The sequence below is a fragment of the Streptomyces sp. NTD91 genome (assembly GCF_059510455.1).
In genome coordinates this window covers 20,745-40,425 of the sequence record NZ_JCAJZW010000049.1, presented here as the reverse complement: position 1 = coordinate 40,425, position 19,681 = coordinate 20,745, and the positions used below count along the sequence as shown (strand labels likewise).

Genomic DNA, 19,681 nt, shown 5'->3' with positions numbered 1-19,681 from the left:
CCCTTCAAGGAAACTCTCACCGCGTCCAGGACGTTTCTTTAATGACCCGACATCAAATTTGCGCGGGAAAAGCAAGTTCCTTACCCGAGGCTCGGCCGCGTGATACACAGAATTCGGACAGCGGTCGCACAGGATTCGTCGGCCGTTGCGTTACGGGCCCTCGGGTCAGCCGCCCAGAACGCCCGGCAGGGCCAGCGCCCCCAGCAGGGCGGCGCCCACCAGCAGCCAGGCCACATAGTCGCCGACGTGTCCGGACTGGAGCCGGCGCAGGGGGCCGGCCCAGTCGGGGGCGGCGGTCCAGTCGGGGCGGGTGACGGCGAGGCCGGCGAGCGCGACGGCGAGCGCGGTGGAGGCCAGGCCCAGCAGGACGCCGTGCGCCGTCCACTGCGCAAGGGCGTGGGCGCCGCCCGATCCCGCCTCGTTCACGGCGCGGGCGACCAGATCGCCGAAGCCGGGGGCCACTCCGACGGCGAGTGCGGCGGCGAGGAGCACGGCGGGGACCGTCGTCATGGTGTCCGGGATCCGGCGCAGCAGGCCGGTGGTCTCGGGCTCCTCCGCGGATCCGCTGGTCTCCAGCTCGGAGCCGGCCTGCTCGGGCCGCGGTCCGAGCCCGAGGAACACGCGCGCGGCGACCCGCAGCACGGCGCCGGCGGTGATCGCGGATGCGGCGACGTACACCACGGTGAGCGGGCCGCCGACCGCCTCCTCGCTGACCGCCTTGCCGAGCCCCGTGCCGAAGGGGGGCAGGCCCGCGAGGCCGAGGGCGCCGACGGCGAACGTCACCGCGGTGACGCGCAGTTCCCGTGCCCGTCCGTGCAGGGTGTGCTCGTCGAGACAGCCGTAGCGGTCCAGCAGCACGCCCGCGCAGGCGAACAGCGCGGCCTTCACGCCGGCGTGCCCGATGATGTAGAGCGCGGTGCCGTCGTCACCCTCCGGAGTGAGGACGGCGAGGCCGACGAGGAACAGTCCGGTGTGGGCGATGGTGGAGTAGGCCAGGAGCCGTTTGATGTGCCGCTGGTACCAGCACATGACGGCGCCGATCGCGGCGGTGAGCGTGCCCAGGGTGACCAGGGCCCGGGTCAGGTCGGTGGCGGGGATGCCGCCGGGTCCGGCGAAGACGGTGCCGTACACCCGCCAGACGCCGTAGGCGCCGAGTTCCACCATCACCCCCGACAGCAGCATGCACACCGGGGTGGGGGCGACGGCGTGCGCGTCCGGGAGCCAGAAGTGCAACGGTACGGCGGCCGCCTTCACCAGCAGCCCGGTCACCACGAGGACGAAAGCGGCGAGCACCAGGGCGTCCGCTCCGCCGTGGCCCGCCGCGGTGTCGAGCCCGCGGCCGATCTTCGTCATGGCGAGCTCGCCGGTCCGGGCGTACAGCAGGCCGATGCCCATCAGCATGCCGTACGCGCCGAGGGAGTTGACGACACCGAAGGTCAGCGCACCCTGTACCGCCTTCGCCTCGTCGATGCGGTAGCCGGTGAGCGCGTACGCGGTGACGCTCATCAGCTCGAAGAACACGAACGCGTTGAACAGGTCCCCGGCGATGGCGAATCCGCACATGGCGCCCTGGAAGACCAGCACGAGCGCGGTGAAGGCGCCGGGGTGGCCGCGCGGGGGTTCGTCGAAGTAGCGCCAGGAGTAGGCGAGGGCGGCCAGCGTCAGCAGGGACACCAGCGCGGCCATGCCGAGCGCGGGGCCGTCGCCGATGACGACGATGCCGACGCTCTCGCCGCCGACGGGCAGCCAGGCGCCGACCCATTCCACCAGCGGAGGCGAGGAGTTCAGCAGCAGCACGACCGCGAGGGCGGCCGTACCGCCGGAGACCACGAAGCCGGTGATGTCGGCGGCGATCCGGGGCAGATGGCGGCCGGTGGCCACCAGCAGGGCGGCGCCGAGCAGGGGGACGGCCACGAGCAGCGGGAGCAGATGGTGCATCAGCCGCGCAGCTCCCGCAGTTCGTCGGGGTCGACCGTGCCGTGCCGTTTGGCGATCTGCAGGACGAGTGCGAGCAGCAGGGCGGTGACCGTGGCGCCGACGACGATGTCGGTGAGGGTGAGGGCCTGCACGACGGGGTCGACGACGGGCCGGGAGCCGGGCTCGAGGTCGGAGAAGACCGGTGCGGTGGCGCCGTCGCGGTAGCCGACCGACAGCAGCAGCACATAGGTGGAGGACTGGCAGACCGCGAGACAGCCGACGGCGTGGATCAGGTTGCGGCTGGTGGCGAGGCCGTAGCAGCCGGTCAGGAAGACATGGGCGGCGACCAGGTAGGGAAGGACGTGCATCACGGACCTCAACTGCCGTGTTCCTCCTCGATCTCGACGGCCTGGTCGAGGAAGTTCGCGAGCAGCACGACGACCGCGCTCGCCACCTCGATGCCGATGGCCGCGTTCAGCAGGGGGACGGTGCCGCCGGAGGACAGGGTGTTGAAGGTGCCGTACGGCAGCAGCGTGTTGGCCAGGAACGCAGTGCCGGCCAGGACTCCGGCGACGCCGAGCATGAGGTACGAGGAGACCGCGAGCGCGTCGGAGGTCTCGAACTCGGCGAGCGGGCGGACGCGCTCCAGCGCGAGGTAGTCGGCACCGAGGTACAGCAGATGCAGGGCGGTCGCGGTGACGACGCCGCCCTGGAAGCCGCCGCCCGGGCTCAGCTGGCCGTGGGCGATGACGTAGAGGCCGGTGACCAGGGCGACGGGCAGCAGGATCAGCGCGTAGCGGCGGACCGGGCGCGCCACCTCGGCGGGCTGCGGCTGTGCCCGGTGCTCGTCGCGGGCCTGGCGCAGCAGCACCACGCAGCCGAGGACGGCGGCGAACATGATGCTCATCTCGCCGAGGGTGTCGTAGGCGCGCTGGTCGAAGTTGACGGAGGCGATGGTGTTGGCGGTGTGGCGGGTGAGGGAGGCGTGCACGGCCCGGGCGCCGTAGGGGTGGCTCCGCCCGCCGAAGCCCGGCAGGTCCAGGCACCCGGCGACGAGCAGGGCGGCCAGGCCGGCGCCGCCGATGCTCAGCAGGGCGAGCCGCAGCCGGTTCACCTCGCACCGTCCTGCGGCCGGCCGCGCCGTCTCACCTTGCGCACGCTCAGCATGATCAGCAGCGGGGTGATCGCGGAGCCGACGGCCAGCTGGGACAGGCCCACGTCCGGCGCCTGGAGCACGGTGAACAGCACGGCCAGCACGGTCCCGAGCACGGACAGCACCAGCGCCTGCCGGGCGGGGTCGCGCTGCACGACGGCCGCGGTGGCGGAAGCCGCCGTCAGCACCAGCGCGACGACGATCACGGCATCACTCATGTCCCACTCCCCCGCCCACCGGCCGACGGTCCGTCAGGTCCCGGCCGGCGTCCGTCGCCCCGCACCCCGGGGGGCGGCCCGAGCACGTCACCACCGCTCGCTCCCTGCCTGCCGGTGCGTCGGCGCACCGGACACCGCGCTCGCACGCACATCAGCCACCCCGCACCCGCTGGAAGCCGCCCGACAGGGCGTGTGAGGCGATGACGCTGCCGGTGATCAGGAGAGCGCCGACGACCAGCAGCTTCACCATGGCGCGGCCGGGACCGGTGGGGACACAGACGGCGGCCACGACCACCGCGCCGAAGGCGGCGGCGGTCCAGGTCAGTCCCCAGGCGCTCGGCCGCCCGGCTTCCAGGTCGTCGGAGAGGAGGCGGGCGAAGACAAGCGTGCCGATGGGGCCGAGCAGGGCCAGCAGAAGCGCCAGGTCGACGTACGCCGGGCGGTTGTAGCCCTGGGCGAGCAGCAGCAGGGCCGGGCACAGGGCCGAGGTGGTCATGTTCTGGGCGATGACCCGACGGGCCGGCGGGCCGGTGGTGACGCCCCACAGGGCGGCAGCCCCTGCCGCGCCGATCTCGACGGTCGCCGCGAGGATCCAGCCGTTCACCGCCATGTCACCGCCCGTCGGCCGGCCCGTGCCAGCAGCGCCCCGACGGCCGCGGAGGATGCACCGACGACCCACTCCAGGAGGTGGACCGGGGTGATGAGCACCAGCCACAGCAGCGTCAGCGCCACCCACCAGGCCAGGAGTTCACCGAGGGCGAGGAGCGCCGTGCGCGGGGCCGTACACCGGGTCATCCGCCACCTCCTCGGTCCGCTCTGTTCGCATGCGCGGCAAAGTGTCCGGTTGCCGATCGGGCATCCAAGCACCGACCGACCCATGGAGGGGCGGCGGCACGCGGGTCCGCATCCGGAGTGCCCCCGGAGCGTGAACGGAAACGCCGCGGTGCGCCCGGAGCCGCCGGGACGGTGGCATTCCGGGCCGGTTACCGGGTAACCGGCCTGGCGGACACAGAAGTTGACACCCGGGAGGTGTTCCATGGCCCGTGCCGTCACACGGCTGTCCGCGGCGCTGAGCGCTCCCTGGAGGCGGGCGCCGGCCGCAAACACCCGCCGGCCGGCCGCGCGGCACGCGCTCCCGCTGCCCGTGCGGCTGGCGGCCATGCTGCTGGCGTTCGCGTTCATGGTGGCGTTCGCCGTCGTGCTGGCCCGGATCACGCTGGAGCCGTCGCCCGCCTCGGCACATCTCACGCACAGCAACCTGCACCCCGGCCGCTCCCTGCGGGCCTACATGGAGCAGGCGCGGACTGCGGACGCGGTGCGGCAGATCGGCGGGAACGTGCTCCTCGGCGCTCCGTTCGGGGTGCTGGTGCCGGTCCTCGCCCCGCGTGCGCGCGGTGTGCTCCACGTGGTGGCGCTGACGGCGCTGGTGATGCTGATGGTGGAACTGGTCCAGGGCGCGCTGATCACCGGGCGGGCCTTCGACATCGACGACGTCCTGCTCAACACGTTCGGGGCCCTGCTCGGCTGGCTGTTGCTGGGGCGGCGGCTCGGGCGGGCGGTGCACCGGCGCGTGCCCACACCCAGGACCGACTGACCGTCAGGAACGGGTCCGTACCGGAGTATTGACGGCGCCTTTTCTCACTCCTTAAATCAAGAGGCATCGCACCCCCCACGCCGAACGGAGAGTCATGGCCTCCCCACGCCTGCTCCGCAGCTGTCTTCTCGCCGCCCTGTCCGCCGCACTCGTCGGCTCCGCCGCCGTCGGTCCGGCGCGGGCCCGGACCCCCGCGCCCGCGGCGGCGACCGTCACCACCTTCTCCGACACGTTCGACGGACCCGCCGGCTCCCCGGCCGACTCCTCCAAGTGGAATCTGGAGACCGGCGACAACGTCAACAACCACGAGCGCGAGTACTACACGTCCGGCACGAACAACGCGGCCCTTGACGGCCGGGGCCATCTGGTGATCACCGCCCGGAGGGAGAACCCGGCCGGCTACCAGTGCTGGTACGGCACCTGTCAGTACACCTCGGCCCGGCTGAACACGGCCGGGAAGTTCAACGCCCGGTACGGGCACGTCGAGGCGCGGATGAAGGTCCCGCGCGGCCAGGGCATGTGGCCCGCGTTCTGGATGCTCGGCACGCCGGTGAACTGGCCGGACTCGGGCGAGATCGACGTGATGGAGAACGTCGGCTTCGAGCCCTCGACCGTGCACGGCACCATCCACGGCCCCGGCTACTCGGGCTCCGGCGGCATCGGCGCGGCCTACACGCTGCCGGGCGGGCAGGCCTTCGCGGACGCCTTCCACACCTTCGCCGTGGACTGGGCCCCCGGCTCCATCACCTGGTCCGTGGACGGCACCGTCTACGAGCGGCGCACCCCCGCCGACCTCGGCGGGAAGACCTGGGTGTTCGACGACAAGCCGTTCTTCCTGATCCTGAACCTGGCCGTGGGCGGCTACTGGCCCGGCGACCCGGACGCCAGTACCCGGTTCCCGCAGCAACTGGTGGTGGACTCGGTGTCGGTGACGACGAGCGACACGGCGGCCGGGGTGCCGATCCGCGGTCTGGCCGGCAAGTGTGCGGACGTGGCCGGCGCGAACTCCGCGAACGGGACACCGGTCCAGCTCTACGACTGCAACGGCACCGCGGCCCAGCAGTGGACGGTCGGTTCGGACGGCACGATCCGGGCGCTCGGCAAGTGCCTGGACGTCACGGACGACGGCACCGCGGACGGCTCCACCGTCCAGTTGTGGGACTGCACCGGCGGCCCCAACCAGAAGTGGACCGTCACCGCGGCGCACGACATCGTCAACCCGCAGGCGGACAAGTGCCTCGACGTGACCGGGAACGATTCGGCCAACGGCACGCGCCTGCAGATCTGGACCTGCACGGGCGGCGGGAACCAGAAGTGGACGGTCGGCTGAAGCGGCGATCCGCTCAGTGCCGCGTCCAGGTGAGCTTGTCCCCGCCGACCCAGCGGATCACGTCGGGGTCGTCCAGGTCGTGGATGGTGATGCCGTACGAGGCGGCCGCCTCGAGCACATCGGTGATGTTCCTGACCTCAGCGGCCACACGACCGTCGATCTCCATGAGCCTGAACGGCCGCTCGCCGGGCTTGCCCGGGCACACTCCGAGCACCAGGATCCGCGGGTGGGGAGCTGCTTGTTCGGTCATGCAATAGAGCCTAGAACGCATCGCGCGCCGACGGGTCGTCCGGGGAAGCCGTCCACGCGGATCGAGTACGTCCGCCTCGGCCGCTCACCGGGCGACCGGGCCCCCGAACAGGCCCCGTGCTCCCCTCAGGGACGCCGCCAGTCGTCGGCGGTCAGATGGGAACCGGCCTGCGGGCCCATCCGGAGCATGCCGCCGTCGACGCTCCAGGACGCGCCGGTGACGTACGAGGCGTCCGGGCTCGCCAGGAACGCGATGACCGCGGCGACCTCGCGGGCGTCACCGGGCCGCCCGAGCGGTACGCCCGGCCGGCGCTCGGTGTGCACGTCCGTGCCCTCCTGGCCGGTCATCGGCGTGGCGATCTCGCCCGGCGCCACCGCGTTCACCGTGATGCCGTACTCCGCGAGCTCCAGCGCCATGACCTGGGTGAGCAGCCCAAGGCCGCCCTTGGCCGCGCAGTACGGGGCCGCGCCGACCCTCGGCTGGTGCTCGTGGACGGAGGTCACGTTGACGATCCGGCCGCCGTCACCCTGCCGGATCATCTGCCGGGCCGCGCGCTGACCGCACAGGAGTGGGCCGACGAGGTCGATGTCCAGGACGCGGCGTACGTCCCGCAGAGTGAGGTCGAGGAAGGGCGTCATGGTGCCCGTGCCGGCGTTGTTGACCAGGACGTCGAGACGGCCCAGTTCGGCGCACAGCTCGTCCACGGTGTCGGCGGCCTCGGGCAGCCGGGTGAGGTCCAGCCGGGCGACGGCGGCACGGCGGCCCTTGGCGCGGACCTCCTCCGCCGTCCGCTCGGCGCCCTTCTCGTCGGTGTGCCAGGTGATGCCGATGTCCAGGCCCGCGTCGGCCAGGCGGACGGCGGTGGCGCGGCCGATGCCGGAGTCCGCGCCGGTGACGATCGCTGCGTCGGGCATGGGCCGGCCTCCTCGGCTGGGGGTGCGCCTCGCAGTACCCGGGGTGGGGGTGGGCAAACCGGAGTCGTCCACCCGGTCACGCGCCGTCGCGGGCCGCGTCGTCCGTGGTTGCCCGCGCCGTTCCCCGCGCCCCCTCAGGGCGTGTGGTGCAACCTGGGGTGCATGGAGCCCGTGGCCGCCCTCGACCGGATCGCGTTTCTGCTGGAGCGCGCCCTGGCCCCCGCCTACCGGGTCAAGGCCTTCCGTACCGCCTCCCGGACCCTGGCCGCCCTGCCCGCCGAGGAGGTGGCCGTGCGGGCGGCGGCCGGGACGCTGGAGGCGCTCAAGGGCGTCGGGCCGAAGACCGCGCAGGTGGTGCGGGAGGCGCTGGCCGGCGAGGTGCCCGGCTATCTGCGCAAACTGGAGGAGGAGGCCGGGGCGTCGGTCGCGGCGAAGGACGCCGGGGCCGATATGCGGGCGATGATCCGGGGGGACTGTCACACCCATTCCGACTGGTCCGACGGGGGCAGCCCGATCGAGGAGATGGGGCGGGCGGCGGCCGCGCTCGGACACGAGTGGACCGCGCTGACCGACCACTCCCCGCGGCTGACCGTGGCCCGCGGGCTGTCGCCGGAGCGGCTGCGGGAGCAGCTGGAGGTGGTGGCGGAGCTGAACGCCCGCTGGGCGCCGTTCCGGCTGCTCACCGGCATCGAGTGCGACATCCTCGAGGACGGCTCGCTGGACCAGGTGCCGGAGCTGCTGGAGCGGCTGGACGTGGTCGTGGTGTCGGTGCACTCCAAGCTGCGGATGGACGCCCGCTCGATGACCCGCCGCATGGTGGCCGCCGTACGCGACCCGCACGCGCATGTGCTCGGGCACTGCACGGGGCGACTGGTGACGGGCCGGGGGCGGCCGGAGTCGGAGTTCGACGCGGACGCGGTCTTCGCCGCCTGCGCCGAGTCCGGCACGGCCGTGGAGATCAACAGCCGTCCGGAGCGGCTGGACCCGCCCCGCCGGCTGCTGCGGCGGGCCGTGGAGGCGGGGGCGCTGTTCTCCGTCGACACCGACGCCCACGCGCCCGGCCAGCTGGACTGGCAGAACCTGGGCTGCGCCCGGGCCGAGGAGTGCGGGGTGCCCGCCGGGCGGGTGGTGACGACCTGGTCCGCCGAGGAACTGCTGGCCTGGACCCGCGAGGGCCGGGTTCCGGCCCGTGCAGCGGGTTCCTGAGCCGCCCTGCGTGGTACCCGGCACGCACCGAGAGCCAGGAAAGGACCCTGATGGAGCGCGCCGCCGTCTTCGACGTCGACGGGACCCTGGTCGACACCAATCACCTGCATGTCGTCACCTGGTGGGAGGCCTTCCGGCAGGCCGGGCACGACGTGCCCATGCACGCCGTGCACCGGGCCGTGGGCCTCGGCTCCACGGATCTGATCGCCCACCTGCTGGGTGACGGCCGCGACAAGGATCGGGACGCCCGGCTGAGCGCCGCGCACAAGGCGTTGTACGGCCAGTACTTCGACCGGCTGCCCGCCCTGCCGAAGGCCGGGCAGCTGCTGCGCCGACTGCACCGGGACGGCTGGGCGGTCGTCCTCGCCACCTCGGCGAGCGGCGCCGAGCTGGGTGCGCTGCGCCGGGCGATCGGTGCCGACGACGCCATCGCAGCCACCGCGAGTTCGGAGGACGTGCAGGAGGGCAAGCCCGCCCCGGAGCCCGTGGAGCACGCGCTGGAACTGGCCGGGGTGCCCGCCTCGCGGGCGGTGCTCGTCGGGGACACCGTGTGGGACATGCGCGCGGGCAGCAGGGCCGGGGTGCGCTGTGTGGGGGTGCTGTGCGGCGGAATCCCCCGGGCCGACCTGGAGGAGGCTGGGGCGCAGGCCGTCTACGCCGACCCCGCCGACCTGCTCGAACGACTCGACGGCAGCCCGCTGACCTGAACTTCACAGAGGGTGACACAGGTCACAGGCACGGCCGGAACACCACGCAATGGTTGCCCGTTGAACAAGTCCTGGGTGCGGGCGGGACGTTGTCCCCGGGCCTCGTCCTTTGCCCACAGGGACGATCGTTCGGCTGAAGCCCTGTGGAGCCGTTCGCCGAGAGGCGACCGCCGTCCGTGCCCGCCACCTGACCGCCCCGGCCGTGAATCCCCCGTCACGGCCGGGGCTCCTTCGTGTTCGGGGCCGGCCGCCGGTTCCCCTTCACCGGCCGGCCACTCCGGCACCGACCGGCCCGCCCGTGCGGACACCGCCGGCCTCGGCGAAATCCCGCAGGTCGGCCGTGAGTCGTGCGGCGTGCGTCGCGAACAGGCCGTGCCCGGCGTTCTCGTACACCTTCAGGGTGCCCTCCGGCACCAGCCGGGCCGCGCGCTCACCGGTCAGGGCCAGCGGCGCCGAGGTGTCGTGGGTGCCGTGCACGACCAGCACCGGCAGGTCCAGCCCGGGCAGTTCGTCGGCGATGTCCAGCCCGGCGACGACGGCCCGGACGCCGGTCGCGGCGCGGGGCGCGGCGACCAGGCAGCGGTCGATCAGATGGCGGACGTACGCCGGGGAGACGTCGTTGCCGCACTGGACGGCGAAGAAGTCGTCCGCGAGCAGGGTGTAGTAGGCGGCCCGGTCGCGGCGGAACAGCTCCTCGTCGGCGCGCACGTGCGCAGGGTCGATGCCCTCCGGGAAGTCCGGCGAGCGGACGATCCCGGGGCTGACCCCGGCGACCAGGGCGAGCCGGTCCACGCGCGCGGTGCCGTGCCGGGTCACGCAGCGGATCACCTCGGCGGAGCCCACGGAGTGCCCCACGAGGGTGACCCCGCGCAGGTCCAGGTGGTCGAGCAGGCCGTGCAGGTCGTCGGCGAGGGTGTCGAGGTCGTAGCCGGTCCAGGTGTCGTCGGAGCGGCCGTGGCCCCGCCGGTCCAGGGCCACGCAGCGGAATCCGGCCTCGGCGAGGGGCAGCGTCTGGTACTCCCACATCTCGTGGCCGAGGTAGGCGCTGGCGGCGAAGACGACGACGGCACCGGTCGCGGGGCCGTGGTCGACGTAGTGCAGACGGGTGCCGTCGACGGGGCTCTCGAAGTACGGCATGGGTGCCTCCTCGGCGGTAGGGGACGCAGGGCGACGCCTGTCGTCGCGCTGACGTTCTCGATGCTCCCCGAACCGGACGCTCCGGTCGATTACCCCCCACGTCATGGCCGGGTGTGTCCGCGCCCGGCCCCGGGTACCCGGGCGTCCGCGAAACCGTGGGCCGAGAGGAGCCGAAGGTGAGCAGCGCAGCGGGCAGAAGGGTCGTCGTCACGGGCGCCACCGGCAATGTCGGCACGAGTGTGGTGCGGCTGCTCTCGGAGGACCCGCAGATCAAGTCCGTGCGCGGACTGGCCCGGCGTACGCCCGGGTGGTCGCCGCCCAACACCGAGTGGACCGCGCTCGACCTCGCCGCCGACGAGGGGAATCTCGCCGAGCGCTTCGAGGGTGCGGACGCGGTGATCCACCTGGCCTGGGCGTTCCAGCCGACGCACGACCCGGCGGTGACCTGGCGGACCAACGTGCTCGGCGGCATCCGGGTGTTCGAGGCGGTCGCCGCGGCACGGGTGCCGGTGCTGGTGCACGCCTCGTCCGTGGGCGCCTACTCGCCGGGCCCGAAGGACCGAGCGGTGGACGAGTCCTGGCCGACGCACGGCTGGCCGGACGCCGCCTACTGCCGGGAGAAGGCGTATCTGGAACGCACGCTGGACGTGTTCGAGCGGGACCATCCCGAGGTGCGGGTGGTGCGGATGCGGCCGGCGTTCCTGTTCAAGCGGCAGTCCGCGAGCGAGCAGCGGCGGATCTTCGGCGGGCGGTTCCTGCCGGGTCCGCTCGCCCGCCCGGAGCTGCTGCCGTTCCTGCCGGACGTCCCGGGCCTGCGGGTACAGGCGCTGCACACCGACGATGCGGCCGAGGCCTACCGGCTGGCGGTGCACACGGACGGCGCGCGGGGCGCGTTCAATCTCGCCGCGGACCCGCCGCTCGACGCCACCGTGCTCGCCGAGCTGCTGGGCAGCCGCCCGGTACGGCTGCCGCGCACGGCGGCCCGGTCGGCGATCGCCGCGGCCTGGGAACTGCATCTGCTGCCCGCCTCACCGCATCTGTTCGACGCCGTACTGCGCCTGCCGCTGATGGACTGCGGCCGGGCGCACACCGGACTGGGCTGGCAGCCGCGGCGCACGGCGACCGAGGTGCTGCAGGAGTTCCTGGAGGGCCTGCAGAAGGGCGCGGGCATGGACACCGAGCCGATGCGCGGACGGAAGGTCGGCTGAGCGGGCCGGGAGGAGTACGTGATGGCCGTGGAACGCGAGCGGAAGCCGGAGCGCGGGTCGGGCCCGGTTCCGAGGGACATGCCCGACCAGCAGGCGGGAGCGGGCGTGGACCCGTGGGAGGTTGCCCCGGACCGGCGCGACGAGGACACCTCGGGCGCGAAGGAGGACGCGGACGGCTCCCGGCCGGACGCCGACCTTCCCGGCACGGACGAGGCCGGAACGGGCCCGAGCGGCTCACCGCTCTCGGGGACGGTCCACCCCGAACACCCGTCGCCGGACGAACCGTCGGCCTGAGCCGCGGGCGCCGTGCCCGGGAAAGGCCGTCGGGCCGTCCGCGGTGCCGTCGTGTCCGGCCACGCGAGGCGCAGCCGCGTGCAGCGGGCGCCCGCGCGACGGTCGTTCAGCGCGGCGCCCGCTGTCGCAGCGCCGCGCGCCACGCCGGCAGACGGTCCTCCGTGACCGGTTCCGGACGGCGGCCGCCGCTGGCGAAGAAGTCGGCCAGCGGCAGGATCGCCGCACCGACGGTGACCGCGTCCGGTCCCAGCCGGCCGAGGTCGATCGTCACCCTGTCGGCCGGGTGCCGCAGCGCGTACGCCGTCGCGTGGCGGCGTACGGCGGGCAGGAACCGGGCGCCCAGTTGGAGACCCGCCCAGCCGCCGATGAGGATCCGCTCGGGCTGGAAGAGGTTGATCAGGTCGGAGAGACCGGCGCCGAGATACTCGGCCGTCTCCTCCAGGACGGCCAGCGCGACCGGGTCGGGCGCGGCGCCGTCGGCCGGGTAGGCGGCGGCGAGCATCGCGGTGAGCGCCGTCTCCTCGTCGGTGCCCTCGGGCGGCCGTCCGCCCTCCTCCCCCCAGCGGGCGAGCAGCGACTCGGCACCGGCGTAGGCCTCCAGGCAGCCAAAGGCACCGCAGCGGCAGCGGCGGCCACGCACCCGCACGGTCAGATGCCCCCACTCGACCGCCCGTCCGTGCTCCACCTCGGGAGTGACCACGCACGCGCCGACGCCGGAGCCGAAGAGCACGACGACGGCGTTGCGGGCGCCGCGTCCCGCGCCGAACCACATCTCCGCCTGACCCAGGGTCTTGGCGCCGTTGTCGATGAAGTACGGGATCTCGTCCGGCAGCCGGGAGGCCGAGCGGAGCAGTCGCTCCAGCGGGACGGCGTCCCAGCCGATGGTCTGCCCGTGGACGACGGCGCCCCGGTCCGGGTCGTGCTCGACGATGCCGGGCACACCGATCCCGACGCCGAGCAGCCGCTCCGCCACGGCCTGCTCGGCGCCGAGCACCTCGGCGATGCCGTCGCGGATGTGGCCGGCGATCACCTCGACGTCGTACCCCTGCGGGGTCAACGGGTGCTCAGTGCGGGCGAGTTCGGTCAGCGCCAGGTCGAACAGCTCGACGCGGACGCGGGTTTCGCCGACGTCGACGCCGATCATCTGTCCGCTGTCGGGGGCGACGCGCAGCAGGGTACGGGGCCGGCCGCCGTCGGAGTCGACGCTGCCGGCCTCCTCGACCAGGCCGTCCGCGATGAGGTCGGCGACCACGTTGCTGACCGAGCCGGAGCTCAGACCGGTGGCCGGGCCAAGTTCGAAGCGGCTGAGGGGGCCGTCGAAGTACAGCTTCTGCAGCACGGCCGTACGGTTGCCCCGTCTCAGGTCGCGCACCGTACGCCCGTTACGCCCCGCCATAGCGCTCCCTTCACGAACCCTGCCCGACCTGCAACATACCCCTTCGGCCGGGCGGAGGCGAGTTTCCCCCAACCCTTAGTTCACGGTATGAGCTAAGGAGGGGGTGGGGGACTGCCGTACCGGCCGGGGTCGGGGCCGCCCACCCCGCCGCGTACACGCCTCCACGCAGCGCCCCTCGGCCACCGGCGCGTCGAGACTTCGGCCGCAGCCCCGTCGCCGCCCGGCGTCCGCTCCCGGTACAGCGTGCGGAACGCCTCCCGGGCGCCGGGGGCCATCCTCGCACCGTCGCCGCACACCCACGCCCGCGCCCCGGCGTGCAAGCAGCTGCCAGAACTCCTCGGCCTCGGCGGCGATGCGGTGCTGGACGAACATCGCGCCATTCTCGGGTGCCGCGCTGAAGGCCGGACGCAGCGACACCGCGCCGGCATCCTCGGCCGGCCCCGGCTCGTCGGCGTGCAGGAAGTCGGCGTCGGGGTGGTCGCAGCCGAAGAGCTGAGCGGGGTCAGCAGGTCGAGCAGGAGCGCCCGGTCGAGGGCGCCGCGCAGGGCGGGGTGGTCCTCGGCCGGTTCGACCAGGGAGCGCGGGTCGTCGCCGGTCAGGGCGGCGAGGGCGGCCCGCTCGGGCGGGCAGGGGTTGACCTCGGCGAGCAGGGTGCGCTGCCGCGCGTTCGGCCGCTCCTGCAACCCGACGCGGCGGGTCAGGAGTTGCCGACATCCACCGTCGGAGGTCGGCGATGGCCGCAGCACCGCGCCCATGCGGTCCGGCGCCCGGCGTTCGCGGGACCCTGCCGGAAATCCATTCGCCCCCTCCCCCCTTGGCTACCTAGGCTAGCCCTGAACCTAAGGATATTAGGTTCTGGCCATGGATCCCATGGCACAGGTTCGCGGCATCGAATCCGGAAGGACTCCCCTCATGAGACCGCTCACCGAGCAGGACATCCGCGACTGCTTCGTCAACTGCTCCAAGGGGGAGGCCAAGCGACTGACCTTGCCCCGTGACCTCGGCGAACGCCCCTGGGAGGACCTGGACTTCCTCGGCTGGCGGGATCCGGGAGCGCCCGACCGCAGCTACCTGGTCACCGAGCGGGACGACCGGCTCGTCGGCGTCGCCCTGCGCTTCCAGGCCTCGCAGCGCGGCTTTCTGCACCGCAGCATGTGCTCGCTGTGCCTGACCACGCATCCCGGTGGCGGCGTGACACTGATGACCGCGAGGAAGGCGGGGTCGGCGGGCCGCGAGGGCAACTCGGTCGGCCTGTACATGTGCACCGATCTGGCCTGTTCGCTGTATGTGCGGGGCAAGAGGACGCCGGAGTCCGGCGGCCGGTTCGAGGAGAGCCTGACCACGGAGGAGCAGATCGCCCGTACGACCGGCAACCTCTCCGCGTTCATCGACAAGCTGTACGCCTGACGGACATCGGCGAGCTGTGTCCGAGCCGTGCACGACGGCGTCCCGGCCGCGCCGGCGGCGAGCGGCAGCGGGCCGAGCGGCGTCGGGGGGCAGCCTCGCGCAGGCGTCGGCCACGACGTCCAGGGCCTCCTCCAGCTCCGTCACCCGGTCGCCGTACAGGGCGTCGGCAGTCCGGGACGGGTCCACGTTCGACTCGTGCGAGGAACGGGAACAGGCCAAGGGATGCACCACGTACGGAAGTGGACCACGGGACTGCTGGGCCTGCTGCGGCACCGCAGGGAGCCGGTGGTCGTCCAGACGCTGCGCTCGGCGACGGCGGCGACGATCGCCTATGTCGTCGCGCTGCGGCTGAGCCCCGAGCCGGCCCCGCTGACCGCACCGCTGACCGCGCTGCTGGTGGTCCAGGTGACCTTCTACGCCACCCTCACCAACGGCATCCGCCGGGTGAACTCGGTGGTGGCGGGGGTCCTCGTCGCGATCGCGTTCAGCGTGCTGGTGGGGCTGACCTGGTGGAGTCTCGCGCTGCTGATCGTGGCCTCGCTGGCCGTGGGGCACCTGGTCCGGGTCGACGAGTACGTCGCCGAGGTGGCGATCAGCGCCATGCTGGTGCTCGGGGTCACCACCGTCGGGTTCACCGCCTGGGCGCGCATCGTGGAGACACTGATCGGCGCCGTCGTCGGGACGGCGTGCAATCTGCTGCTCCCGCCCCCGGTGTGGGTGGACAAGGCGGGCCACTCGATCGAGGACCAGGCGCGCCGGGTCCGGCAGTTGATGCTGCGGATGGGTGAGGAGGCGGCCGGCCGGATCTCCTGGGAGCGGGCGGCCGAGCGGCTGCACGAGGCCCGTCGGCTGGACCACCACATCACGCAGGTGGACGCGTCGCTGCGGCAGGCCGAGGACAGCCTGCGACTCAATCCGCGGGTCAGGGAGGGGCTGCTGCACCGGGTGGTGCTGCGCACCGGCCTGGACACGCTGGAGATCTGCACGGTGGTCCTGCGGGTGCTCGCCCGCACCTTCACGGACCTCGCGAAGGCCCGCGGCGCCGAGGAGCTGTTCCCGCCCCGGGTGGGGGCCACCGTGGAGCAGCTGCTGTCGGAGATCGCCGACGCGGTGGTCAGCTTCGCGGTCCTGGTCACGACCCATCTGAGCGAGAACGCCGAGTCGGCGGAGGCCCGGCTGACCGCAGAGCTGCACACGGCGGCCGGCACCCGGGACCGGCTGGCCGAGCTGCTCCGGGAGGAGATCGGCAAGGACCCGGCGCACTGGCAGCTGTACGGGGCCGTGCTGACCGAGGCGACCCGGATCATCGACGAGCTGAACACCGAGCACCGTACCCGCCGGCTGCTGGAGGAGCTGGACCGGGTCTCGCAGGAGCAGCGGGCCAAGCTGCCGCGGATGACCCGGCTGCGTGAGCGGATCGGCGTGCAGGACGAGCTGTGGCGCAACCGTGTGGGGTTCGGCGGGCGTTCTTGGTGACGGGACGCCGGGCGGGCCCGGCGCGGACGGGAGACACGCCGACCACGCCCCCACGGGAGGAGCCGTGAGGACGGTCAGGCGATGACACCGAGCAGCGCCCGGGCACACAGGTCGCGCACCTGCTCGCGGGTCAGCTCGCCGTCGCGCAGCCACTCCAGGCACACGGCGGTGGTGAAGGCGAGCCAGCCGCGCACGGCCAGACGGACCTGCGGGGCGCTCTCGAAGGCGGGCCCGAACTCGGGGTCGGCGGCCAGCGCCGCGAGGATCTGCTGCTCCTGGGCGGCCAGCGCCCGCTGGTAGACCCGGCGCACCGCCTGGTCGCCTGCCGCGTCGGCGCGGTGGAAGGCACGAAAGCCGTGCGCGTGCGCCCGGACGTACCCGAGGTAGGTGTCCAGGCCGGCGGTGAGCTGCTCGCGCACGGGCACGCCGGGCACCGCCGCCGTCATGCGCAGCATCCGCTCGCTCTCGCGCTCGACGACCGCCGCGAAGAAGTCCCGCTTGGTCGGGAAGTAGTGGTACAGCAGGCCCCGGGACACCCCGGCGATCTCGGCGACCTGCTCGATCCAGACGTCGTCGTACGGATTCTCCGAGAACAGCCTCGCGCCTACCGACAGCAGCTGCTCACGGCGCTCCTCGGTACTGAGTCGGCGCCGGGCGCGTTCCCCCTGGTTCGCGGGCATGACGCCACTTTACTTGACGTGGGTTCAACAACCGGTCGACACTGGGAACGGCTATTGAACCCACGTACAACACGTCCGTTGGACCAAGGTTGGATCAAGGGAGATCGGCGTCATGGCGGACACGACGGACACCGGGCTGCCGAAGGGCTTCCGGAGCGCCGAGCAGGGCTGGCCCGAGCTGCACCGCATCCCGCACCCACCGCGCCGGCTGCCGCTGCTCGGCGACGTCGTCGGCGTCGACCGGCGCAGGCCGCTGCAGGACTCCATGCGGTTCGCACGCGACCTGGGGCCGATCTTCCGGCGGCGGGTCTTCGGCAAGGAGTTCGTGTTCGTGTGGGGTGCGCGGCTGGTCGCCGACCTGGCCGACGAGTCCCGGTTCGCCAAGCACGTCGGCCTGGGCGTGGCCAACCTGCGGCCGGTCGCCGGGGACGGTCTGTTCACCGCCTACAACCACGAGCCCAACTGGCAACTGGCACACGACGTCCTGGCGCCGGGCTTCAGCCGGGAGGCCATGGAGGGCTACCACGGCATGATGCTGTCGGTCGCCGGCCGGCTGACCGACCACTGGGACCGCGAGGCGGCGGCCGGACGCACGGTGGACGTGCCCGGGGACATGACCAAGCTGACCCTGGAGACGATCGCGCGGACCGGGTTCGGGCACGACTTCGGTTCCTTCGAGAGGGACCGCCCCCACCCCTTCGTCACCGCGATGGTCGGCACCCTCACCTACGCCCAGCGTCTGAACAGCGTTCCCACGCCGCTCGCCCCGCTGCTGCTGCGCACCGCAGCCCGCCGCAACGCGGCCGACATGGCCCACCTGAACAGGACGGTCGACGACCTGGTCGCGGAGCGGCGGCGCACCGGCCGCGGGGACGGCGACCTGCTGGACCGCATGCTGGAGACGACACACCCGGAGACGGGCGAGAAACTGTCGGCGGAGAACGTCCGCAAGCAGGTGATCACGTTCCTGGTCGCGGGCCACGAGACCACCTCGGGCGCGCTCTCCTTCGCCCTGTACTACCTCGCCCTGCACCCCGAGGTCACCGCCCGGGCCCGGGCAGAGGTGGACCGTGTCTGGGGCGACACGGCACGGCCCGGCTACGACCAGGTCGCCAAGCTGCGGTACGTCCGCCGGGTGCTGGACGAGTCCCTGCGCCTGTGGCCGACCGCCCCGGCCTTCGCCCGCGAGGCCCTGCGGGACACCGTGCTGGCCGCTGACCACCCGATGCGCCGGGGCGCGTGGGCGCTGGTCCTGACACCCATGCTGCACCGCGATCCGGAGGTCTGGGGCGAGGACGCCGAGCGCTTCGACCCGGACCGCTTCGACGCGAAGTCGGTACGGGCCAGGCCCCCGCACACCTTCAAGCCGTTCGGCACCGGAGCGCGGGCCTGCATCGGCCGCCAGTTCGCCCTGCACGAGGCGGCCCTGGTCCTCGGTCTGCTGCTGCGCCGCTACGACCTGATCGCCGACCCCGCGTACCGGCTGAGCGTCACCGAGCGGTTGACGGTGATGCCGGAGGGGCTGCGGCTCGGGCTGGAGCGGCGCGACCGGCGCCAGGCGGCGCGGGACGGTGCCGCAGACCCGGCTGCCGCCGCCGCGGGAGCGCGGGAAACCACGGCCGGCCCGCGCACGGACGACGACCGCTCGTGTCCCTCACATGCGGTGGCCGTCCCGGCGGAGCACTCGGCGTCAGCCGACCGCTGTCCAGTGCACCGGCCGGGCGACTGACGCGGGCAGCCGGGTCCCGGCGTTCCCGCGCGCAGCGTCGATCTGGGGCTGGGTGAGGAAGAACGCGCCGGTGAGGTCCGCGTCGCTCAGGTCGGCGTTCCGCAGATCGGCGCCGATCATGTCCGCGCCGCGCAGATCGGCGCCGGTGAGGTCGGCGGCGATCAGACAGGCGCCGCGCAGGCTCGCCCCGCGCAACTCGGCGCCCCGCAGCCGGGCCCCGATCAGATCGGCGCCCCGGTGGTCCTTGCCGTTGCGCTTCCTGCCGCCCCGTGCCCCGCCGGCGTCGGCCCGGGCCAGCTCGCCGGTCCGGGCCAGCTCGCCGGTCCGCAGCAGCAGCACGTTGACCCGCTGCCGGTGCGCGGCCACGTCCAGCGCCACCAGTGCCTCGGGGGCCTGCCGGGTCAGCCGCTCGGTCTCCTCCAGCGCCCGCCGCAGCTCGGGGTGGACCGGGCGGGCGGCGGGCAGGGCGAGCGCCTCGGTCAGGTACCACAGCAGTTCGTGCAGCTGCCGTACGACCGGGAACACGTCGAACATCCGCCGGGCGTGCTCCTTGGGACCCGTACGCCAGTCCTGCCCGCCGAAGGTGAGCTGCGAGACCTTCTGCCCGGCACCGAAGCAGTCATAGACCGTGCATCCGGCGAACCCCTTCTTCCGCAGGTCGGCGTGGATGCCGCAGCGATGGTCGGCCCGGAGGCTGGGACACGGTTTCCCTGCGGGCTTGTCCCTCGCGAAGTCCGCGGAGGCGGCGAAGGGCAGGGCGACACAGCACAGCCCGAAGCAGCGCGCGCAGTCCCCGCGCAGCTCGGGAAGGCCCGCTGACCGATCCGGCATGCGGGCCAGCCTACCGGGCCGTCCGGTCCGGGCCGCTCCCACCGCCTCGGGGGCCGGGGCGCGGTACATGGTCGCGCACCGGCCGCGCGAGCGCCACCGGTGCGCAGTCCGGGGCCGCCGGACGAGCCCGGCTTCACCCGTCCGGCCCACGCGAGATCGCCGCCCCGCGCCGGAAGGCCTTCAGTCGTGTGTGAGGAGCGATGCTCGAACCTTTCCGCAGCAAAGGAGCCGTTC

21 protein-coding genes are annotated in these 19,681 nt (G+C 73.3%); 9 read left to right on the top strand and 12 right to left on the bottom strand.

Annotated features, from left to right (window positions below; translation table 11 throughout):
• Positions 1 to 165: 165 nt before the first annotated feature.
• From AC5WRT_RS33280 to AC5WRT_RS33255, 6 genes are all read right to left on the bottom strand, one after another.
• Positions 166 to 1,938 (bottom strand): complex I subunit 5 family protein, encoded by a 1,773-nt coding sequence (locus AC5WRT_RS33280; protein WP_496100880.1) that lies wholly within the window; start codon positions 1,936 to 1,938, stop codon positions 166 to 168.
• Complete coding sequence (locus AC5WRT_RS33275) at positions 1,938 to 2,285, bottom strand: sodium:proton antiporter (protein WP_496097816.1); 348 nt, start codon at positions 2,283 to 2,285, stop codon at positions 1,938 to 1,940. The genes AC5WRT_RS33280 and AC5WRT_RS33275 overlap by 1 nt, the downstream gene beginning before the upstream one ends.
• 8 nt (positions 2,286 to 2,293) lie before the next feature.
• Complete coding sequence (locus AC5WRT_RS33270; RefSeq protein ID WP_496097795.1) at positions 2,294 to 3,031, bottom strand: MnhB domain-containing protein; 738 nt, start codon at positions 3,029 to 3,031, stop codon at positions 2,294 to 2,296.
• Complete coding sequence (locus tag AC5WRT_RS33265; RefSeq protein ID WP_496097794.1) at positions 3,028 to 3,288, bottom strand: Na(+)/H(+) antiporter subunit B; 261 nt, start codon at positions 3,286 to 3,288, stop codon at positions 3,028 to 3,030. Before AC5WRT_RS33265 ends, AC5WRT_RS33270 begins: the two co-directional genes overlap by 4 nt.
• A gap of 151 nt (positions 3,289 to 3,439) precedes the next feature.
• Positions 3,440 to 3,892 (bottom strand): monovalent cation/H+ antiporter complex subunit F, encoded by a 453-nt coding sequence (locus tag AC5WRT_RS33260; protein WP_496097815.1) that lies wholly within the window; start codon positions 3,890 to 3,892, stop codon positions 3,440 to 3,442.
• Entirely contained in the window at positions 3,889 to 4,083 is a 195-nt protein-coding gene (locus AC5WRT_RS33255) for a hypothetical protein (RefSeq protein ID WP_496097793.1), read from the bottom strand. Before AC5WRT_RS33255 ends, AC5WRT_RS33260 begins: the two co-directional genes overlap by 4 nt.
• A 241-nt stretch (positions 4,084 to 4,324) precedes the next feature.
• Here AC5WRT_RS33255 and AC5WRT_RS33250 point away from each other — a divergent pair, with 241 nt between their 5' ends.
• Together AC5WRT_RS33250 and AC5WRT_RS33245 are read left to right on the top strand one after the other, a co-directional pair.
• Entirely contained in the window at positions 4,325 to 4,882 is a 558-nt protein-coding gene (locus AC5WRT_RS33250) for a VanZ family protein (RefSeq protein ID WP_496097792.1), read from the top strand.
• 94 nt (positions 4,883 to 4,976) lie between these two features.
• On the top strand, positions 4,977 to 6,212 hold the full coding sequence (locus tag AC5WRT_RS33245) for a ricin-type beta-trefoil lectin domain protein (RefSeq protein ID WP_496097791.1): 1,236 nt from the start codon (positions 4,977 to 4,979) through the stop codon (positions 6,210 to 6,212).
• A gap of 13 nt (positions 6,213 to 6,225) precedes the next feature.
• On the opposite strand, the gene AC5WRT_RS33240 is transcribed toward AC5WRT_RS33245, so the two are convergent.
• Entirely contained in the window at positions 6,226 to 6,462 is a 237-nt protein-coding gene (locus AC5WRT_RS33240) for a hypothetical protein (RefSeq protein ID WP_496097790.1), read from the bottom strand.
• Positions 6,463 to 6,587: 125 nt separating this feature from the next.
• Entirely contained in the window at positions 6,588 to 7,376 is a 789-nt protein-coding gene (locus AC5WRT_RS33235) for an SDR family oxidoreductase (RefSeq protein WP_496097789.1), read from the bottom strand.
• A gap of 162 nt (positions 7,377 to 7,538) precedes the next feature.
• Between AC5WRT_RS33235 and AC5WRT_RS33230 the strand changes: the two genes are divergently transcribed.
• Positions 7,539 to 8,582, top strand: a complete 1,044-nt coding sequence (locus tag AC5WRT_RS33230; protein WP_496100879.1) for a PHP domain-containing protein — start codon at positions 7,539 to 7,541, stop codon at positions 8,580 to 8,582.
• 50 nt (positions 8,583 to 8,632) lie between these two features.
• Entirely contained in the window at positions 8,633 to 9,289 is a 657-nt protein-coding gene (locus AC5WRT_RS33225) for an HAD family hydrolase (RefSeq protein WP_496097787.1), read from the top strand.
• Between the two features lie 261 nt (positions 9,290 to 9,550).
• Here AC5WRT_RS33225 and AC5WRT_RS33220 read toward each other — a convergent pair whose 3' ends face one another.
• Positions 9,551 to 10,426 carry an alpha/beta fold hydrolase gene (locus AC5WRT_RS33220; protein ID WP_496097786.1) on the bottom strand — a complete coding sequence of 292 codons (876 nt, stop codon included), beginning with the start codon at positions 10,424 to 10,426 and terminating at the stop codon, positions 9,551 to 9,553.
• 176 nt (positions 10,427 to 10,602) lie between these two features.
• Here AC5WRT_RS33220 and AC5WRT_RS33215 point away from each other — a divergent pair, with 176 nt between their 5' ends.
• Entirely contained in the window at positions 10,603 to 11,634 is a 1,032-nt protein-coding gene (locus AC5WRT_RS33215) for an SDR family oxidoreductase (protein WP_496097785.1), read from the top strand.
• Positions 11,635 to 11,655: 21 nt separating this feature from the next.
• Positions 11,656 to 11,928: a hypothetical protein gene (locus AC5WRT_RS33210; RefSeq protein WP_496097784.1), complete on the top strand. Its 273-nt coding sequence runs from the start codon at positions 11,656 to 11,658 to the stop codon at positions 11,926 to 11,928.
• A gap of 106 nt (positions 11,929 to 12,034) precedes the next feature.
• Here AC5WRT_RS33210 and AC5WRT_RS33205 read toward each other — a convergent pair whose 3' ends face one another.
• Complete coding sequence (locus tag AC5WRT_RS33205; RefSeq protein WP_496097783.1) at positions 12,035 to 13,324, bottom strand: ROK family protein; 1,290 nt, start codon at positions 13,322 to 13,324, stop codon at positions 12,035 to 12,037.
• 912 nt (positions 13,325 to 14,236) lie between these two features.
• Between AC5WRT_RS33205 and AC5WRT_RS33200 the strand changes: the two genes are divergently transcribed.
• Positions 14,237 to 14,731, top strand: a complete 495-nt coding sequence (locus AC5WRT_RS33200; protein ID WP_496097782.1) for an FBP domain-containing protein — start codon at positions 14,237 to 14,239, stop codon at positions 14,729 to 14,731.
• A 222-nt stretch (positions 14,732 to 14,953) separates the two neighbouring features.
• Positions 14,954 to 16,207 (top strand): FUSC family protein, encoded by a 1,254-nt coding sequence (locus AC5WRT_RS33195; RefSeq protein ID WP_496097781.1) that lies wholly within the window; start codon positions 14,954 to 14,956, stop codon positions 16,205 to 16,207.
• Positions 16,208 to 16,281: 74 nt separating this feature from the next.
• Here AC5WRT_RS33195 and AC5WRT_RS33190 read toward each other — a convergent pair whose 3' ends face one another.
• Positions 16,282 to 16,887: a TetR/AcrR family transcriptional regulator gene (locus AC5WRT_RS33190; RefSeq protein WP_496097780.1), complete on the bottom strand. Its 606-nt coding sequence runs from the start codon at positions 16,885 to 16,887 to the stop codon at positions 16,282 to 16,284.
• Positions 16,888 to 16,999: 112 nt separating this feature from the next.
• Here AC5WRT_RS33190 and AC5WRT_RS33185 point away from each other — a divergent pair, with 112 nt between their 5' ends.
• The gene (locus tag AC5WRT_RS33185) at positions 17,000 to 18,616 is read left to right on the top strand and encodes a cytochrome P450 (RefSeq protein WP_496097779.1); all 1,617 of its coding nucleotides are present in this window, start codon (positions 17,000 to 17,002) and stop codon (positions 18,614 to 18,616) included.
• Here AC5WRT_RS33185 and AC5WRT_RS33180 read toward each other — a convergent pair.
• On the bottom strand, positions 18,578 to 19,447 hold the full coding sequence (locus AC5WRT_RS33180; RefSeq protein WP_496097778.1) for a pentapeptide repeat-containing protein: 870 nt from the start codon (positions 19,445 to 19,447) through the stop codon (positions 18,578 to 18,580). The two genes, AC5WRT_RS33185 and AC5WRT_RS33180, sit on opposite strands and share 39 nt — an antisense overlap.
• Positions 19,448 to 19,681: the final 234 nt, after the last annotated feature.

Excerpts from the sequence above, each read along its gene's own strand:
- AC5WRT_RS33195 (WP_496097781.1), top strand. The coding sequence starts at position 14,954 with ATGCACCACGTACGGAAGTGGACCACGGGACTGCTGGGCCTGCTGCGG.
- AC5WRT_RS33205 (WP_496097783.1), bottom strand. The coding sequence starts at position 13,324 with ATGGCGGGGCGTAACGGGCGTACGGTGCGCGACCTGAGACGGGGCAAC.
- AC5WRT_RS33210 (WP_496097784.1), top strand. The coding sequence starts at position 11,656 with ATGGCCGTGGAACGCGAGCGGAAGCCGGAGCGCGGGTCGGGCCCGGTT.
- AC5WRT_RS33225 (WP_496097787.1), top strand. The coding sequence starts at position 8,633 with ATGGAGCGCGCCGCCGTCTTCGACGTCGACGGGACCCTGGTCGACACC.
- AC5WRT_RS33250 (WP_496097792.1), top strand. The coding sequence starts at position 4,325 with ATGGCCCGTGCCGTCACACGGCTGTCCGCGGCGCTGAGCGCTCCCTGG.
- AC5WRT_RS33240 (WP_496097790.1), bottom strand. The coding sequence starts at position 6,462 with ATGACCGAACAAGCAGCTCCCCACCCGCGGATCCTGGTGCTCGGAGTG.
- AC5WRT_RS33265 (WP_496097794.1), bottom strand. The coding sequence starts at position 3,288 with ATGAGTGATGCCGTGATCGTCGTCGCGCTGGTGCTGACGGCGGCTTCC.
- AC5WRT_RS33275 (WP_496097816.1), bottom strand. The coding sequence starts at position 2,285 with ATGCACGTCCTTCCCTACCTGGTCGCCGCCCATGTCTTCCTGACCGGC.
- AC5WRT_RS33235 (WP_496097789.1), bottom strand. The coding sequence starts at position 7,376 with ATGCCCGACGCAGCGATCGTCACCGGCGCGGACTCCGGCATCGGCCGC.
- AC5WRT_RS33190 (WP_496097780.1), bottom strand. The coding sequence starts at position 16,887 with ATGCCCGCGAACCAGGGGGAACGCGCCCGGCGCCGACTCAGTACCGAG.
- AC5WRT_RS33185 (WP_496097779.1), top strand. The coding sequence starts at position 17,000 with ATGGCGGACACGACGGACACCGGGCTGCCGAAGGGCTTCCGGAGCGCC.
- AC5WRT_RS33220 (WP_496097786.1), bottom strand. The coding sequence starts at position 10,426 with ATGCCGTACTTCGAGAGCCCCGTCGACGGCACCCGTCTGCACTACGTC.
- AC5WRT_RS33200 (WP_496097782.1), top strand. The coding sequence starts at position 14,237 with ATGAGACCGCTCACCGAGCAGGACATCCGCGACTGCTTCGTCAACTGC.
- AC5WRT_RS33180 (WP_496097778.1), bottom strand. The coding sequence starts at position 19,447 with ATGCCGGATCGGTCAGCGGGCCTTCCCGAGCTGCGCGGGGACTGCGCG.
- AC5WRT_RS33255 (WP_496097793.1), bottom strand. The coding sequence starts at position 4,083 with ATGACCCGGTGTACGGCCCCGCGCACGGCGCTCCTCGCCCTCGGTGAA.
- AC5WRT_RS33245 (WP_496097791.1), top strand. The coding sequence starts at position 4,977 with ATGGCCTCCCCACGCCTGCTCCGCAGCTGTCTTCTCGCCGCCCTGTCC.
- AC5WRT_RS33230 (WP_496100879.1), top strand. The coding sequence starts at position 7,539 with ATGGAGCCCGTGGCCGCCCTCGACCGGATCGCGTTTCTGCTGGAGCGC.
- AC5WRT_RS33280 (WP_496100880.1), bottom strand. The coding sequence starts at position 1,938 with ATGCACCATCTGCTCCCGCTGCTCGTGGCCGTCCCCCTGCTCGGCGCC.